This is a genomic window from Microbacterium sp. ER1 (genome assembly GCF_023383675.1).
Classification (GTDB): domain Bacteria; phylum Actinomycetota; class Actinomycetes; order Actinomycetales; family Microbacteriaceae; genus Microbacterium.
Map to the genome: position 1 here is coordinate 12,588 of NZ_QCXO01000006.1, position 15,366 is coordinate 27,953.

Consider the following 15,366-nt stretch of genomic DNA (forward strand, 5'->3'; position numbering starts at 1 on the left):
TTACTCCTCTCCTTCCTCGGTGTCGGTCTTCCCGGAGGTGCCGGGGAGGTTCGAGAGACGGTCGTACGCGTCGGTGATGTCCCCGGTGTTGCCCTCTTCCTCGAGGGACTCGAGGTAAGCGGCGTACTCGTCCTGCGAGACGACCTTTACGTTGAAGAGCATCATCGAGTGGTACTCGCCGCAGAGCTCGGCGCACTTGCCGGCGTACTCGCCCTCACGGGTGGGGATGAAGGACCAGGAGTTGTCCTTCCCGATGAACATGTCCTTCTTGTAGAGGAAGTCGATGATCCAGAAGGAGTGGATGACGTCGCGCGACTGCAGGTTGATGGTGACCTTCTGGTCGACCGGCAGCACCAGGGTCGGCAGCTCCGCCTGGTCGATGTTGCCTTCCGCGTCGGGCTGGGCCTGGATGCCCATGGTCCACACGGTGTCTTCCTCGGTCTCGCCGTTGTACTGGAAGTCCCATGCCCACTGCTTGGCGATCGCGGTGATCTCGACGTCGGGGTCGTCCCACTTCGTCTCGATCTCGGTCTGGTCGCGAGCCGTGAAGAAGAACATGCCCAGCACGAGGATGAGCGGCACGATCGTGTAGAAGATCTCGATCGGCATGTTGTAGCGCATCTGCACCGGGAGGCCGGTCTGGCCCTTGCGGCGGCGGTACGCGATCGCAGCCCAGGCCATGAGGCTCCAGGTGACGACACCCACCGCGAGGAGCACGATCCAGGAGTTCACCCAGAGGGACGACACGCGCTCCGTCTGGTTGGTTGCTGCCGGACCACCATCCACGAAGCCCGGAAGAAAGCCGTTCAGCTCGGTGGGAGTACATCCCGCCAGAGCCACAGCTGCCACAACTCCCACAGGGAGTGCGGCCCAACGAAGGCGGCGTTTCGAGGGCACGATGCACCTTTCAGATCGCGGACAAGGCATGTCCAAGTCTAGAGCAACCTCACACCTGATTCATGCCAACCATGCAGGTTGAGAAGCGGAACGGCCGCCGTCACGGGACGTGACGGCGGCCGTTCGCGGGAAGAACGTGTCAGTGGAAGCTGTCGCCGCAGGCGCAGCTGCCCGCCGCGTTCGGGTTGTCGATGGTGAAGCCCTGCTCCGAGATGGTGTCCTTGAAGTCGATCGAGGCGCCGTCGAGGTAGGGAACACTCATGTTGTCGACGATGACCTCGACACCGTCGAAGTCGACGGTCTCGTCGCCTTCGAGGTAGCGCTCGTCGAAGTAGAGCTGGTAGATCAGGCCCGAGCAGCCGCCGGGCTGCACGGCGACACGCAGACGGAGGTCGTCGCGGCCCTCCTGCTCGAGAAGGTTCTTCACCTTCGTGGCGGCGGCGTCCGTCAGCTTGACGCCGTGTGCGCGGGTGGTCTCTGCGGACAGGGTGGTGTCGCTCATGTCGCTCCTCGTGACGGGGCCGGGTACGTGCTCTTCGACGATTCTACCGCCGGTGCGGACGGAAGGCTCAGATCTCCCGCGCGTTCATGCGGGCGAGGAGCAGGGCCTCGGTCGCCACGGCATGCCGGAAGGTGTCGAGATGCAGAGACTCGTTCGGGCTGTGCGCGCGGGAGTGCGGATCCTCCACGCCCGTCACGAGGATCTGCGCCTCCGGGAACTCGCGCACGAGGTCGGCGATGAACGGGATCGACCCGCCGACGCCCAGGTCCACCGAAGCGACCCCGTACCCGTCGCGCATCGCGTCGCGGGTGAGGGTGACCGCCCACCCGCTCGTGTCCACGAGGAAGGGGTTGCCGAGGTCGACGTCCGAGAAGGTCAGCTCGGCGCCGAACGGGGCGTGGGCACGGAGGTGCCGCTCGAGAGCCTCGTAGGCCTCCTGGCCGGACTGTCCGGGGGCGACACGTGCGCTGATGACCACGGTCACCTCCGGGAGCAGCGTGTTCGACGCCGCCGCGACGCTCGTCGCATCGATGCCGATCACGGTGACGGAGGGCTTGTTCCAGATGCGGCTGAGGATCGTGCCGTCGCCGATGGGCGTCGTCCCCGGGAGGAGCCCGGCCTCGTCGCGCAGCGTCTCCTCGGTGTACTCGGGTGTCTCGGCGTCCCGAGCGGTCATGCCCTCGACCGCGACGGAGCCGTCCTCGTTCCACAGGGTGGCGAGGAGACGCACGGTCGCCATCATCGCGTCGGGCACCGCGCCACCGAACATTCCAGAGTGGGACGCGTGGTCGAGCGTGCGCACCTTCAGGGTGAAGCGTGCGTTGCCGCGGAGGGAGACGGTCAGGCCCGGCGTGACGGAATCCCAGTTGCCCGAGTCCGCGACGACGATCGCATCGGCGCGGAGGGCGTCCTTGTTGTCGGAGAGGAATTGCGCGAAGGACCGCGAACCGTACTCCTCCTCCCCCTCGACGAACATCGCGATCCCGACGTCGAGGTCGTCGCCGAGCACGTCGGCGACCGCGCGGATCGCGCCGATGTGGGCCATGATGCCGGCCTTGTCGTCCGCGGCGCCGCGTCCGTACAGGCGGCCGTCACGCACCGTCGGCTCGAACGGCGGCGTCTCCCACAGGGCGTCCTCCCCCGGAGGCTGCACGTCGTGGTGGGCGTAGAGGAGGATCGTCGGCTTCCCGTTCCGCGCCGCGCGCGTCGCGAGGACGGCGGGCTGGCCCTGCTCGTCGGTGCCGGGGATGTCGGCACGGAGCACCCTCACCTCGTCGAAGACACCGGTGCCGCGCGCGAGCGTGGCGACGGCGTCGGCGCTGCGCTCGAGCTGCGTCTGGTCGAAGGCCGGCCAAGCCATGCCGGGAATGCGCACGAGGTTCCCGAGGTCCGACAGCGCGGACGGGATACCGGTGGCGACTGCTTCGAGGACGGCGGCGTCGGACTCGCTGGGAAGTGCAGGTGAGGTCATGCGAGTAATCTTAAGGCGACCCACCCCAGCGAACCGAGGAACCTCGTGGCCACTACCCCCGCCTCCCCTTCGACGAACGACGACGCCCCCCAGACGCCTGCCGTCGGCAAGGGACGCGCGACGCCGACCCGCGCCGAGCAGGAGGCCGCCCGCCGCCGCCCCCTCGTGGCGAACACGAAGGAGGCCAAGGCCGCGGCCCGCGCCGAGCTCAACGAGCGCCGCGCGAAGGCACAGGCCGGCATGGCCGCCGGTGAGGAGAAGTACCTCCCCGCGCGCGACAAGGGCCCGCAGCGTCGGTGGGTGCGCGACTACGTCGATGCCGGCTGGCACCCCGCCGAGTTCGTCATGGGCGTCATGGTCCTCGTCATCCTGGCCTCGCTGCTGCCGACGAACATGATGATCTCGTTCTACGCGTACCTGTTCATGATGGCGTACCTCGTGATCGCGATCGGCGGCATGATCCTCCTCGGCATGCGGGTCAAGCGCAAGGCGGCCGCGAAGTTCGGCAAGGACCGCGTCGAGAAGGGTCTCGGCTGGTACGCCGGCATGCGGGCTCTGCAGATGCGCTTCATGCGCCTGCCCAAGCCGCAGGTCAAGCGCGGGCAGTACCCCGACTGACCAGTCCGCGGTTGATCTCGCGGCCCCAGAACGGGCCGCGGTAGAGGAACGCCGTGTAGCCCTGGACCAGGGTCGCCCCGGCATCCAGACGCTCCTGCACATCGGCGGCCGTCTCCACACCGCCCACCGCGATCACGCAGAAGTCCTCCGGCACCGCCGCACGGACGACCCGGAGCACCTCCAGCGACCGCTGCTTGAGCGGAGCCCCGGAGAGCCCCCCGGCACCCGCCGCTTCGACGACGGCCGCATCGGTCCGCAGGCCGTCACGGCTGATCGTCGTGTTGTGGGCGATGATGCCCGCGAGCCCTTCGTCGACGGCGAGCCGCGCGATCGCGGTGATCTCGTCGTCCGGCAGATCGGGGGCGATCTTCACGAGCAGCGGGGTGGACCCGGCCGCGTCACGGACAGCGCGCAGCAGCGGCGCCAGGGTCTCGACCGCCTGCAGGCCCCGCAGCCCGGGGGTGTTCGGCGACGAGACGTTGACCGCGAGATAGTCGGCGAGCGGAGCGAGTCTCGTGGCGGAGGCGACGTAGTCGGCGACCGCGTCCTCGACGTCCACCACGCGGCTCTTGCCGATGTTCACGCCGATCACCGTGTCCGGCGCGCCGCGGCGGAGCCGGGCGAGGCGGCGGGCTGCGGCATCCGCGCCCCGGTTGTTGAAGCCCATGCGGTTGATGACCGCCCGGTCCTCGACCAGCCGGAACAGGCGCGGCTTCGGGTTGCCCTCCTGCGGGACTGCCGTGATCGTGCCGACCTCGACGTGGCCGAAGCCGAGCGCCGCGAGTCCGCGGACCCCGACGGCGTTCTTGTCGAACCCGGCGGCGACGCCGAACGGGGACGGGAACGTGAGCCCGAGGGCCTCGACCCGCAGCGAGGGGTCCGGCCGGGTCATCGCACGGGTGGCCCACGAGAACGGCGGCACACCGAGGACGCGGATCACCGCCATGCCGGCGTGGTGGGCGAACTCGGGGTCGAAGCGCGAGAGGACGGCGCGGAAGAGCAGCGGATACATCCCTGCCAGATTACCGGTCCGCCGCCTCCGCCTTCGCGTGGTCGGCCCGGAGGTCGCTGATCGCGGACTCGAAGTCCTCGAGCGAGTCGAACGCCTGGTAGACGCTCGCGAAGCGGAGGAAGGCGACCTCGTCGAGCTCACGCAGCGGGCCGAGGATGGCGAGGCCGATCTCGTTCGTGTCGAGCTGGGAGACCCCCGTCTGCCGGACCGCCTCCTCCACGCGCTGAGCGAGGATCGCCAGGTCCGCCTCCGTCACAGGCCGCCCCTGGCACGCCTTCCGCACGCCGGAGATGACTTTCTCCCTGCTGAAGGGCTCCATGACGCCCGAGCGCTTGATGACGTTCAGGCTCGCGGTCTCCGTCGTGGAGAACCGTCCGCCGCATTCCGGACACTGACGACGCCGACGGATGGACAGACCGTCGTCGCTGGTGCGCGAGTCGATGACGCGCGAATCGGGGTGACGGCAGAAGGGGCAGTGCATCTGACAGATCCTACGCGGTGAAACGGGCCTCGATCGCCTCGCCGTGGGCGGGGAGCACCTCGGTGTCGGCCAATGCGACCACGCCCTCCCGGACCGCGGCCAGAGCGGCACGGTCGTACGAGACGACCTGCTGCGGGCGGAGGAACGTGTAGGCGCCCAGGCCAGGGGCGTAGCGCGCCTGCCCTCCGGTGGGCAGGACGTGGTTGCTCCCGGCCATGTAGTCGCCGAGGCTGACCGGGGTCTGATCGCCGACGAAGACGGCACCGGCGCTCGTGAAGGCGGCTGCCGCCTCCTCCGCATCCGCGAGGTGCAGTTCCAGGTGCTCCGGGGCGTAGGCGTTGCTGAACGCGACAGCCATCGCCCGATCGTCCACGAGAACGATCGCCGACTGCGGTCCGGACAGTGCGGCCGCGACGCGCTCGCTGTGCCGCGTGCGCCCCGCCTGCCGTTCGACCTCTCCCCTGACCTGCTCTGCGATCTCCACGGAGTCCGTGACGAGGACGGCAGAGGCCTGCTCGTCGTGCTCGGCCTGGCTCACGAGGTCGGCGGCGATGAGCCGCGGGTCGGACGTGGCGTCCGCGACGACGAGGATTTCGGTGGCCCCGGCTTCGGAGTCGGTGCCGACCACGCCCGCGACGACGCGCTTCGCGGAGGCGACGTAGTTGTTGCCCGGTCCGGACACGACGTCGACGGGATCGAGTCCCAGGCTCCCGACGCCGTGGGCGAGGGCTCCGATGGCTCCGGCTCCGCCCATGGCGTAGACCTCGGCGACCCCGAGCAGCGCGGCCGCAGCCAGGATGGTCGGGTGCACGCGGCCGTCCTCATCCGCCTGCGGTGGCGAGGCGAGGGCGATCTGCTGCACCCCGGCGACCTGCGCGGGCACGACGTTCATGACGACGCTCGACGGGTAGACGGCCTTGCCGCCGGGGATGTAGACCCCGACGCGGGAGACCGGCTGCCAGCGCTGCGTGATGGTCGCGCCGTCGCCGAAACGCGTGACCTGCAGGGCCGGCACCTGCGCGGCCGACGCCGATCGCACGCGTCGGATCGCCTCCTCCAGGGCCGCGCGCACTGTGGGAGCCAGTCCCTCCAGAGCTTCCTGGAGGTGGGACGCGGGCACCCGCACCGCGTGGCCGGTGACGCGGTCGAAGCGCTCCGCCTGCTCGCGCAGGGCCTCCTCGCCGCGCTCCCGGACATCGTCGACGAGACGCGCGGCGGTGTCCAGAGCCTCGGCCCGCGCCTGAGTCGCGCGCGGGACGGCCGCGAGCATGTCGGCGGGCGAGAGCTCGCGCCCCCGCAGATCGATCGTGCGCATGTCAGCCCTTCGTGATGCCGGCGATGTCGTGGAGGTAGCCGATGCGGCCGTCGTCATGACGGACCACGAACGCGCCGCCCCGATCTTCGATCACGAGGGCCCAGGCCGTCGGACCGATACGGAAGATCGGCTCGCCGCGCTCATCGTGCACGTCGCGCTCCGTCGGCGCGAGGATCCAGAAGGGCTGCGCCACGTCCGCGTTCTCGCGCGGCGCGGCGTACCCGTCCTCACGGCTGTCGCCGACGACCGGGTGCACGGCCGTCGCGTCGTCCGCCTCCGGTTCCCGGTATGCGGCGAGCTCTTCCTCGGTGAGCGCCTTGGCTCCGAGGAGGGACTCGATGCTGCCGGTGTCCGACACGATCTCGGGCTGCTCGCCACGGGAGCGGCGCGAGTACGGCGGGGCGTACTCCGGCTCTGAGGAGACGGGAACAGTTCCGGTCCCCCCTCCGGAGGCGTGCGCGGTGAGCGGGACCCGACCCGCGTCGTCCGCGATCCCGCCGTCGGCGGCGTCATCGGAGCCCTCATCGGAGGCCGCATCAGCGGTGCGGGCCTCCGCGGGGGCGACATCCGCTGTCGACGATGCGCTGTCGGGAGTCGCGATCACGGCGGTCTCATCCTCCGCCGGAGCCGCGGTGGTCACGGACGGCGACGCGTCGGCCTCCGCGGCGGCGGTGGTGTCCGTGGTCGTCTCGGGACGCGGACGAGCGATCACGGGGCGGACCGGGTTCGCGTTGCGGTGCGCGAGAGTGACGAGCCGCCCCTGGAAGTCCTCCTTGAGGCCCGGGATGAGCGGGGCGAAGACGGTGAGCACGACGAGCGCGGTCGAGGTGATGACCTGCATGACGGCGTTCCAGGGCAGACCCCAGTTGCCGGTGGAGATGACGGCCGACAGGGCGAGCCACAGGTTGCCGGCCCACACGCACGCCGAGACCGAGAAGGCCACGGAGGCGAACTGATCGATGCCGAGCGACCCCACGCGGCGGATGCCGTCGGGCGAGAACCGCCGGAGGACGAGGAGGAACACGGCGACCGTCGGCACGCCGATCGGCAGGATCCACTGGATGCCGATGCCCCAGAGCGAGATCCCGCCGCTGAGCGGGAAGAAGGACACGAGGAAGGAGACCAGCCAGACTCCGACGATCAGCAGCTCGCGCAGCGTGAATCCGAGGATGCCGTACTCCGGCGTGACCTCGTCGTCGTAGAGGACGCCGTCCTCGTCGCTGAACACCGCCTCGGCATCCGGCTCGGGAAGATCCGTGCTCATAGTCGTCCTTTCCTCATCGGCGCACCACGACTTTCCGGTGCTCTCGACGGCTCCCGATCCTACCCGCTCACCCCAGACAGGTTGGTCCGAGCAGCGACTTGAGGTCGCCGAAGAGGTCGGCCGACACCTTCACGGGCATGGGCACCTCGAACACCTTCGCGGTGCCTCCGCGGTGCACGCGGAGCAGCACCTCGGTGTCGCCGCTGTGCCGTCGGAGCACCTCGGCCAGCTCGGTCATGACCCGTTCCGTCGCGCGCTGCTCGGCGAGGACGAGCGACAGGGGCCCTGCCGCATCGAAGGAGCCGACGTCGGGGGCGAAGGCGGACTGGGCATGCAGGTTCAGGCCGTCGTCGCGGCGGGAGACGCGCCCACGCACGGCGAGGATCGCATCCTGCTGCAGCGTGTGCTGGAACTCGAGGTAGGTCTTTCCCATGAACATCACGGTGACCTCGCCGTTGAAGTCCTCCACGGTGATCATGCCGTAGGGGTTGCCGCTCGCCTTCGCCACTCGGTGCTGCACGCTCGTGACGAGGCCCGCCACGGTGACCTGATCGCCGTCCTGCAGGTCCTCGGAGTTGTTGAGGTCGTGGATCGAGATCGAGGCGTGCTTGGCCAGCGGCACCTCGAGACCCGCGAGCGGGTGATCGGAGACGTAGAGGCCGAGCATCTCGCGCTCGAAGGCGAGCTTGTCCTTCTTGATCCACTCCGGACGCGGAGGGACCTTCGCGGGTGCCGCCTCCTCCATGCCGTCATAGAGACTGTCGAAGTCGAAGCCGATGGCGCCCTGCGCCTCGTTGCGCTTCCTGTCGACAGCCGCCTCCACGGCGTCTTCGTGGATCTCGAGGAGCGCCCGACGGGTGTCCCCCATCGAGTCGAAGGCGCCGGCCTTGATGAGCGACTCCACCGTGCGCTTGTTGGCGACGTGCAGCGGCACCGTGTCGAGGAAGTGATGGAAAGAGGTGAACCGCTCATCCTTGCGCGACTGCACGATGCCGTCGACGACATTCGTGCCGACGTTTCTGACCGCCCCGAGACCGAAGCGGATGTCGTCGCCGACGGCCGCGAAGAAGTTGATCGACTCCGAGACGTCCGGCGGGAGCACCTTGATCCCCATCCGGCGACACTCGTTCAGGTAGAGCGCCATCTTGTCCTTCGAGTCGCCGACGCTCGTGAGGAGGGCGGCCATGTACTCGGCCGGGTAGTGCGCCTTGAGGTAGGCGGTCCAGTACGACACGAGCCCGTAGGCAGCGGAGTGCGCTTTGTTGAAGGCGTAGTCCGAGAACGGCAGGAGGATGTCCCAGAGGGCCTTGACCGCTCCCTCCCCGAAGCCGCGCTCGGTCATGCCCGCCGCGAAACCGGCGTACTGCTTGTCCAGCTCGGACTTCTTCTTCTTTCCCATCGCTCGGCGCAGGATGTCGGCCTGACCGAGGCTGAACCCGGCCACCTTCTGCGCGATCGCCATGACCTGCTCCTGGTAGATGATGAGCCCGTAGGACTCCTCCAGGATCTCGGCGAGCGGCTCCGCCAGCTCGGGGTGGATCGGGGTGATCTCCTGCTGCCCGTTCTTGCGCAGCGCGTAGTTGGTGTGGGAGTTCGCTCCCATCGGCCCGGGACGGTACAGCGCGATGAGGGCCGAGATGTCACCGAAGTTGTCGGGCTTCATGAGCCGCATGAGCGAGCGCAGCGGCGGACTGTCGAGCTGGAAGACGCCGAGCGTGTCGCCGCGGGCCAGCAGTTCGTAGACGGCGGGGTCGTCGAGACCGAGGTGCTCGAGATCGAGCTCCTCGCCCCGGTTCATGCGGATGTTGTCGAGCGCGTCCGAGATGATCGTGAGGTTCCGGAGGCCCAGGAAGTCCATCTTGATCAGACCGAGGGACTCGCACGACGGATAGTCGAACTGCGTGACGATCTGACCGTCCTGCTCGCGACGCATGATCGGGATGATGTCGAGCAGGGGCTCGGACGACATGATGACGCCGGCGGCGTGCACGCCCCACTGCCGCTTCAGCCCTTCGAGGCCGAGCGCGCGGTCGAAGACCGTCTTCGACTCGGGGTCGGTCTCGATGAGAGCCCGGAACTCGCTCGCCTCCTTGTAGCGCGGGTGCGCGGAGTCGAACATGCCGTCGAGGGGCATGTCCTTCCCCATGACGGCCGGGGGCATCGCCTTGGTGAGCCGCTCCCCCATGCTGAACGGGAAGCCGAGGACACGCCCGGCGTCCTTGAGGGCCTGCTTCGACTTGATCGTGCCGTACGTGACGATCTGTGCGACCCGCTCGGACCCGTACTTCCTGGTCACGTACTCGATGACCTCGCCGCGGCGGCGGTCGTCGAAGTCGACGTCGAAGTCGGGCATCGACACGCGGTCCGGGTTGAGGAACCGCTCGAAGATCAGACCGTGCTCGAGAGGGTCGAGGTCGGTGATCTTCATCGCATAGGCGACCATCGAACCCGCACCGGAGCCACGCCCAGGACCGACCCGGATGCCGTTGTCCTTGGCCCAGTTGATGAAGTCGGCGACGACGAGGAAGTACCCGGGGAAGCCCATCTGGAGGATGATGCCGGTCTCGTACTCGGCCTGCTTGCGCACCTTGTCCGGGATGCCGTTCGGGTACCGGTAGTGGAGGCCCTTCTCGACCTCCTTGATGAGCCAGCTGTCCTCGGTCTCACCCTCGGGGACCGGGAACCTCGGCATGTAGTTCGCCGAGGTGTTGAACTCCACCTCGCAGCGCTCGGCGATCAGGAGCGTGTTGTCGCAGGCCTCCGGGTGGTCCCGGAAGAGCTGCCGCATCTCGGCCGCGGTCTTGATGTAGTACCCGTCGCCGTCGAACTTGAAGCGGTTCGGGTCGTCGAGCGTGGAGCCGGACTGCACGCACAGCAGGGCAGCGTGGGCGTCGGCCTCGTGCTGGTGAGTGTAGTGCGAGTCGTTGGTCGCCACGAGCGGGATGCCGAGGTCTTTCGCGAGACGCAGCAGATCCGTCATGACGCGGCGCTCGATCGACAGGCCGTGGTCCATGATCTCGGCGAAGTAGTTCTCCTTGCCGAAGATGTCCTGGAACTCCGCTGCGGCCGCGCGGGCGGCGTCGTACTGGCCGAGCCGCAGCCGCGTCTGCACCTCTCCGGACGGGCACCCCGTCGTGGCGATGAGCCCCTTGCCGTACGTCTGGAGCAGCTCGCGGTCCATACGCGGCTTGAAGTAGTACCCCTCCATGCTCGACAGCGAGCTCAGCCGGAAGAGGTTGTGCATGCCCTCCGTGCTCTGGCTCCACATGGTCATGTGGGTGTACGCGCCCGAACCCGACACGTCGTCGCTGCGCTGGTCCGCCGAGCCCCACTGCACGCGGGTCTTGTCGCTGCGGTGTGTGCCCGGGGTGACGTACGCCTCGAGACCCACGATGGGCTTGATGCCGGCGTTGCGCGCGGCGTTGTAGAACTCGAACGCCGCGAAGGTGTTCCCGTGGTCCGTCACCGCGATCGCCGGCATGCCGTAATCGGCGGCCGCCTGCGTCATCGCGTTGATCTTCGCAGCCCCGTCGAGCATCGAGTACTCGCTGTGCACGTGCAGGTGGACGAAGGAGTCGGATGCCATGCTTCGAGTCTACGTTCGGCCATCGACATCGGCCGGCCTCACGGCACCTCGTCCACCACCTCGGTGACGACGCTCGTCGTCGACTCCGGCGTGTCGCCGATGACCCCTCCTGACCCGTAGCCCTCCGCGATCGAGTCCACGAGTCCGTGATCCGTGTCGACGACGATGGTCGTCGTCCGGTGGCCGGGAACCGCATAGCGCAGCGTGGCCGTGCCGTCACCCTCGTCGACCAGCTCGAAGCCCGGGATCAAGGCGATCGCACGGAAGAAGGCCGCTCTCAGCTCGGCCGGCATGAGGTTGATCGCGGACGGGTCGGAGAGGCTCGCCACCACCCACCGATCACCCTCCGCACCGGTCAGGCCCGAGCGGGCACGCAGCCAGTCCCGCAACGCCGACGGTTCCCGCGGCATCTCCTCGTAGTACCGGCGATAGCCGTCCGCCAGGTGCGGGACGGGTGCCGGATCGCCGTCGCCGACCGGCCAGGCGCCGCCCGGGAGGACCTGCACAGTGCCGCGCTCGCGGATCGCCGCTCCGGGGGACGAGGGCCACTCCTGTGCGGCGCGCGTGCCCTGCGCGCCGAACGACCGTACGACTTCGGCGTTCCCCCAGTCGTAGAACCAGTCCGCCGAGCGGTCGGCAGGGACGTACAGCACCCGCGTGTCCCTGACCAGGACGGCGGCGTCCCCCGTGTCGCGGGAGGCGTTGAAGGCGAAGGTGTCGTCGTCGCCGTCGTCGGCGGCGTCTCCATCCCAGAACTGGACGAACTCGTCGACGGTCTCGATCCGGATGTACTGTCCCGCGCCCGGGGCGAGGTCCTGGGCGTCGACGGTGACGCTCGCCGCCTGCTCGAGCACCGCCGCAGCGGCGGCATCGGGCATCACCGGGAACAGGAGGCCTCCGGCGCCCAGCGCCACCACCGCGGCTCCGGTCGTCAGCCCCCCGATGCCGAGGCCGGTCCACACCCGCGCCCGTCGTCGCCCGCCCCGCGGAGCATGTGCGGCGGACACCGCGGTCGCCAGAGCGGCGCGGGCACGACGGACGCTCTCCTCCGACGGTTCCGCCTGATCCGCACCGAGGTCACGCACTCGTTCCATAAGCAGCATCGCTCTCCTCCTTCGCCATCCATGTCAGTCGGGTCTGCCCGCGCGAACCCGGCGGGGCGAGGCGTCTTCGCACCCGGTGGAGCCGCGACCGCACCGTCCCGACCGGGATGCCGAGGGCCTCGGCGATCTGCTCGTATGTGAGGTCGCCCCACGCATGCAGGAGAAGCACATCGCGGTCTCGGGCGGGAAGACCGGCGATGCGGGGTGCGAGCGCTCGCAGGGCCGCGTCGGCGTCCAGCCGCGCATCCGAGGCCGCGTACGGGTGCTCCCCGGGTCCGGCCGCGGCGGACGTGGCCTCGAAAGCCCGCCACTGCCGCACTTCGGCGGCACGATGCCGCTTGACCATCCGCGTGGCGATACCGAGGAGCCACGGGAGGGCCGACACGACATCGAGATCGAAAGACGCCCGACGGCGGAACGCGACCAGGAACGTCTCGCTGAGCACGTCGTCGACCGCATCCTCGCCGACCCGCCGCCGGATGTACCCGCCGACCGGGCGCACGTGCCGCTCGAAGATGGCGGAGAACGCCCGAGGCTCGTCGAGCGACCGGGCGATGACCTCGCTGTCTGTGTTCACACTCTGTATTGCCCGGGAAGCGGAATCCGGTTCACGCTTTCTCGCGGAGGTCCAGCCGCATGAGCACGCGAGGGAAGCCGTCGAGGACCGAACCCGTGTCCGCCGCCTTCTCGAACCCCGCGTTCTCGAAGAGCCGCCGGGTCCCGACATACGCCATCGTGAGATTCACCTTCGCCCCGGCGTTGTCGACCGGATAGCCCTCGATCGCGGGCGCGCCGCGTTCCCGGGCATAGGCGACCGCGCCTTCGATGAGAGCGTGGGAGACCCCCTGCTTGCGGTGCCCAGGGCGGACCCGGAAACACCACAGCGACCACACGTCGAGGTCGTCGACATGCGGGATGAGGCGATTGCGCGCGAAGCTCGTGTCGCGTCGAGGGTGCAACGCCGCCCAGCCGACCGGCTCGTCGTCGAGGTAGGCGAGCACGCCGGGAGGAGGATCCTGGTGGCAGAGCTCACGCACCCGCTCGGCCCGTGCGGGACCGCGAAGGGAGACGTTCTCCTTGTTGCCGATCCGATAGCTCAGGCAGAAGCAGACGTTCGACGTCGGTTTCTTCGGTCCCACGACCACGGCGACGTCGTCGAAGACCGACGCCGGGCGCACCACGATGCTCATGCGGTCAGTGTGGCGGAGACCACGGACACCGGCGCGCTGACGCCCCGGCGGATGGACTATTCCCCGCGCAGCACGTCCAGCGCGTGCTGGAAGTCCTCCGGATAGGGCGAGGCGAACTGCACCCACTCCCCCGTCGTCGGGTGGGCGAAGGCCAGCTGATGCGCATGCAGCCACTGACGCGTGAGTCCGAGGCGGGCCGAGAGCGTCGGGTCGGCGCCGTAGAGCGGGTCCCCGACGCACGGGTGCCGGTGTGCCGCCATGTGCACGCGGATCTGATGCGTACGGCCCGTCTCCAGGTGGATCTCGAGCAGGGAGGCACCGGGAAAGGCCTCGAGCGTCTCGTAGTGCGTCACGGAGGGCTTGCCGTCCGGGACGACGGCGAACTTCCAGGAGTGGTTCGGGTGCCGACCGATCGGCGCATCGATCGTGCCCACGAGCGGGTCCGGATGCCCCTGCACCACCGCGTGGTAGATCTTCTCGACCGTGCGCTCCTTGAACGCCCGCTTGAGAGCGGTGTAGGCGGCCTCGCTCTTGGCGACGACCATGAGTCCGCTCGTCCCCACATCCAGCCGGTGCACGACGCCTTGACGCTCCGGTGCACCGCTGGTGGCGACGCGGAACCCCGCGGCGGCGAGAGCACCGACGACCGTGGGCCCCTCCCACCCGAGCGAGGGGTGCGCGGCGACGCCGGTCGGCTTGTCGACGACGACGATGTCGTCGTCGTCGTAGACGATGCCCAGCTCAGGCACTGCGATGGGCACGATCTTCGGCCCCTCCTTCGGCTCCCACTCGACGTCGAGCCAGGCACCGCCCCGCAGGCGGTCGGACTTGTCGAGGGTGACGCCGTCCAGGCGGACGCCGCCGGACGCGGCCACCTCCGCCGCGAAGGTCCTCGAGAACCCGAGGAGCTTGGCGAGGGCGGCGTCGACCCGCGTGCCGTCGAGCCCGTCCGGGACGGGCAACGAGCGGGACTCCACGCTCAGCGCCCCTCGGACGCGGCCGCGGCCTCGGCGTCCTCGTCGGTCTCGACCGGGGCGTGGTCCTTCTCCCGCGTGCCGTCGAACCGGAGGCCGAACACCACCAGCAGGGCGACCGAGATCATCCCGGTGACGATGAAGATGTCGGCGACGTTGAAGATCGCCGGCATCATCCACGGCATGGAGATCATGTCCACGACGTGGCCCACGGGGAACCCGGGCTCACGGAACAGACGGTCCGACAGATTCCCCAGCACGCCCCCGAGAAGGCAGCCGAGGACGACCGCCCAGAGACGCGACCGCAGGCCAAACGCCTTCCAGACGATGACGCCCGCGACGACCGCGAGGGCGATGGTGAAGATCCACGTCACGCCAGAGCCGAGCGAGAACGCCGCGCCGGGATTGCGCACGTAGTAGAGCTGCAGGAACTCTCCGAGAACCGGGACCGCCTCGTGCAGCGGCAGGTTCTCGATGGTGAGGTACTTCACAAACTGATCGGCGGCCAGCACGACCGCTGCGAGAATCGCAACGATCGCGCCGGCCGCCGACCGACGAAGGGGACGACGTCCTGACAAGAGGGCGCCTTACAGGCCGATCGCGGAGACCGGCGTCGAGTCCGTGGAGCCCGACTTCTCGTCGAGCTCGCGGAGCTGACCCTCGATGTAGCCGCGGAGCTGCGAGCGGTAGTCGCGCTCGAAGTTGCGCAGCTCGGTGATGCGGGCCTCCAGCGTGTTGCGCTCGCGCTCGAGACGTGCGGTCTCCTCGCGCTGCTTCGCCTCGGCCTCGGTGCGGATACGGGCGACCTCGGCCTCGGCCTCGGAGATGAGCTGGTTGCGCTTGGCCTCACCCTCGGCCACGTGCTCGTCGTGCAGACGCTGCGCGAGCTCGATGATGCCGGCGGTGGCGGTGGCGGAGCCGGTCGGTGCGGCGTCGGCGGCGGGGGCCTCGGC

The 15,366-nt window shown here is 69.2% G+C and carries 14 protein-coding genes and 1 pseudogene; 1 reads left to right on the top strand and 14 read right to left on the bottom strand.

Annotated elements, in window-relative coordinates:
- The 3 genes from coxB to BV453_RS00590 all read right to left on the bottom strand — a co-directional run bounded on the left by coxB (position 1) and on the right by BV453_RS00590 (position 2,870).
- Complete coding sequence (gene coxB, locus BV453_RS00580) at positions 1 to 927, bottom strand: cytochrome c oxidase subunit II (RefSeq protein WP_051582271.1); 927 nt, start codon at positions 925 to 927, stop codon at positions 1 to 3.
- A gap of 109 nt (positions 928 to 1,036) precedes the next feature.
- Positions 1,037 to 1,399, bottom strand: a complete 363-nt coding sequence (erpA, locus tag BV453_RS00585; protein WP_025105067.1) for an iron-sulfur cluster insertion protein ErpA — start codon at positions 1,397 to 1,399, stop codon at positions 1,037 to 1,039.
- A gap of 67 nt (positions 1,400 to 1,466) precedes the next feature.
- On the bottom strand, positions 1,467 to 2,870 hold the full coding sequence (locus BV453_RS00590; RefSeq protein ID WP_249520594.1) for a dipeptidase: 1,404 nt from the start codon (positions 2,868 to 2,870) through the stop codon (positions 1,467 to 1,469).
- Positions 2,871 to 2,915: 45 nt separating this feature from the next.
- On the opposite strand from BV453_RS00590, the gene BV453_RS00595 reads away from it, so the two are divergent.
- A complete protein-coding gene (locus BV453_RS00595; RefSeq protein WP_060921218.1) occupies positions 2,916 to 3,488 on the top strand; it encodes a DUF3043 domain-containing protein in 573 nt (190 codons plus the stop codon).
- On the opposite strand, the gene BV453_RS00600 is transcribed toward BV453_RS00595, so the two are convergent.
- The 11 genes and pseudogenes from BV453_RS00600 to BV453_RS00650 form a co-directional block, all read right to left on the bottom strand.
- Entirely contained in the window at positions 3,463 to 4,500 is a 1,038-nt protein-coding gene (locus tag BV453_RS00600) for a quinone-dependent dihydroorotate dehydrogenase (protein WP_062766860.1), read from the bottom strand. The genes BV453_RS00595 and BV453_RS00600 overlap by 26 nt on opposite strands.
- A 10-nt stretch (positions 4,501 to 4,510) precedes the next feature.
- Complete coding sequence (gene nrdR, locus BV453_RS00605) at positions 4,511 to 4,981, bottom strand: transcriptional regulator NrdR (protein ID WP_025105071.1); 471 nt, start codon at positions 4,979 to 4,981, stop codon at positions 4,511 to 4,513.
- Positions 4,982 to 4,991: 10 nt separating this feature from the next.
- Positions 4,992 to 6,296, bottom strand: coding sequence for a histidinol dehydrogenase (gene hisD, locus BV453_RS00610; protein WP_249520595.1), 1,305 nt, complete (start codon positions 6,294 to 6,296; stop codon positions 4,992 to 4,994).
- A 1-nt stretch (position 6,297) separates the two neighbouring features.
- Complete coding sequence (locus BV453_RS00615; protein ID WP_249520596.1) at positions 6,298 to 7,560, bottom strand: hypothetical protein; 1,263 nt, start codon at positions 7,558 to 7,560, stop codon at positions 6,298 to 6,300.
- 67 nt (positions 7,561 to 7,627) lie between these two features.
- Complete coding sequence (gene dnaE / locus BV453_RS00620; RefSeq protein ID WP_249520597.1) at positions 7,628 to 11,146, bottom strand: DNA polymerase III subunit alpha; 3,519 nt, start codon at positions 11,144 to 11,146, stop codon at positions 7,628 to 7,630.
- Positions 11,147 to 11,184: 38 nt separating this feature from the next.
- Positions 11,185 to 12,249 (bottom strand): hypothetical protein, encoded by a 1,065-nt coding sequence (locus tag BV453_RS00625; protein ID WP_249520598.1) that lies wholly within the window; start codon positions 12,247 to 12,249, stop codon positions 11,185 to 11,187.
- Complete coding sequence (locus BV453_RS00630; protein WP_025105076.1) at positions 12,224 to 12,826, bottom strand: RNA polymerase sigma factor; 603 nt, start codon at positions 12,824 to 12,826, stop codon at positions 12,224 to 12,226. The genes BV453_RS00625 and BV453_RS00630 overlap by 26 nt, the downstream gene beginning before the upstream one ends.
- Before the next feature lie 31 nt (positions 12,827 to 12,857).
- On the bottom strand, positions 12,858 to 13,439 hold the full coding sequence (locus BV453_RS00635; RefSeq protein ID WP_249520599.1) for a GNAT family N-acetyltransferase: 582 nt from the start codon (positions 13,437 to 13,439) through the stop codon (positions 12,858 to 12,860).
- 56 nt (positions 13,440 to 13,495) lie between these two features.
- Entirely contained in the window at positions 13,496 to 14,416 is a 921-nt protein-coding gene (locus tag BV453_RS00640) for an RluA family pseudouridine synthase (protein WP_025105078.1), read from the bottom strand.
- Positions 14,417 to 14,418: 2 nt separating this feature from the next.
- Entirely contained in the window at positions 14,419 to 14,991 is a 573-nt protein-coding gene (lspA, locus tag BV453_RS00645) for a signal peptidase II (RefSeq protein WP_283398736.1), read from the bottom strand.
- Between the two features lie 9 nt (positions 14,992 to 15,000).
- Positions 15,001 to 15,366: pseudogene (locus tag BV453_RS00650) on the bottom strand (cell division protein); the annotation flags it as partial.

What these genes read in the sequence shown, in the direction of transcription:
- coxB (WP_051582271.1), bottom strand. Translation starts at nt 927, where the DNA reads ATGCCTTGTCCGCGATCTGAAAGGTGCATCGTGCCCTCGAAACGCCGC.
- erpA (WP_025105067.1), bottom strand. Translation starts at nt 1,399, where the DNA reads ATGAGCGACACCACCCTGTCCGCAGAGACCACCCGCGCACACGGCGTC.
- BV453_RS00590 (WP_249520594.1), bottom strand. Translation starts at nt 2,870, where the DNA reads ATGACCTCACCTGCACTTCCCAGCGAGTCCGACGCCGCCGTCCTCGAA.
- BV453_RS00600 (WP_062766860.1), bottom strand. Translation starts at nt 4,500, where the DNA reads ATGTATCCGCTGCTCTTCCGCGCCGTCCTCTCGCGCTTCGACCCCGAG.
- nrdR (WP_025105071.1), bottom strand. Translation starts at nt 4,981, where the DNA reads ATGCACTGCCCCTTCTGCCGTCACCCCGATTCGCGCGTCATCGACTCG.
- hisD (WP_249520595.1), bottom strand. Translation starts at nt 6,296, where the DNA reads ATGCGCACGATCGATCTGCGGGGGCGCGAGCTCTCGCCCGCCGACATG.
- BV453_RS00615 (WP_249520596.1), bottom strand. Translation starts at nt 7,560, where the DNA reads ATGAGCACGGATCTTCCCGAGCCGGATGCCGAGGCGGTGTTCAGCGAC.
- dnaE (WP_249520597.1), bottom strand. Translation starts at nt 11,146, where the DNA reads ATGGCATCCGACTCCTTCGTCCACCTGCACGTGCACAGCGAGTACTCG.
- BV453_RS00625 (WP_249520598.1), bottom strand. Translation starts at nt 12,249, where the DNA reads ATGCTGCTTATGGAACGAGTGCGTGACCTCGGTGCGGATCAGGCGGAA.
- BV453_RS00635 (WP_249520599.1), bottom strand. Translation starts at nt 13,439, where the DNA reads ATGAGCATCGTGGTGCGCCCGGCGTCGGTCTTCGACGACGTCGCCGTG.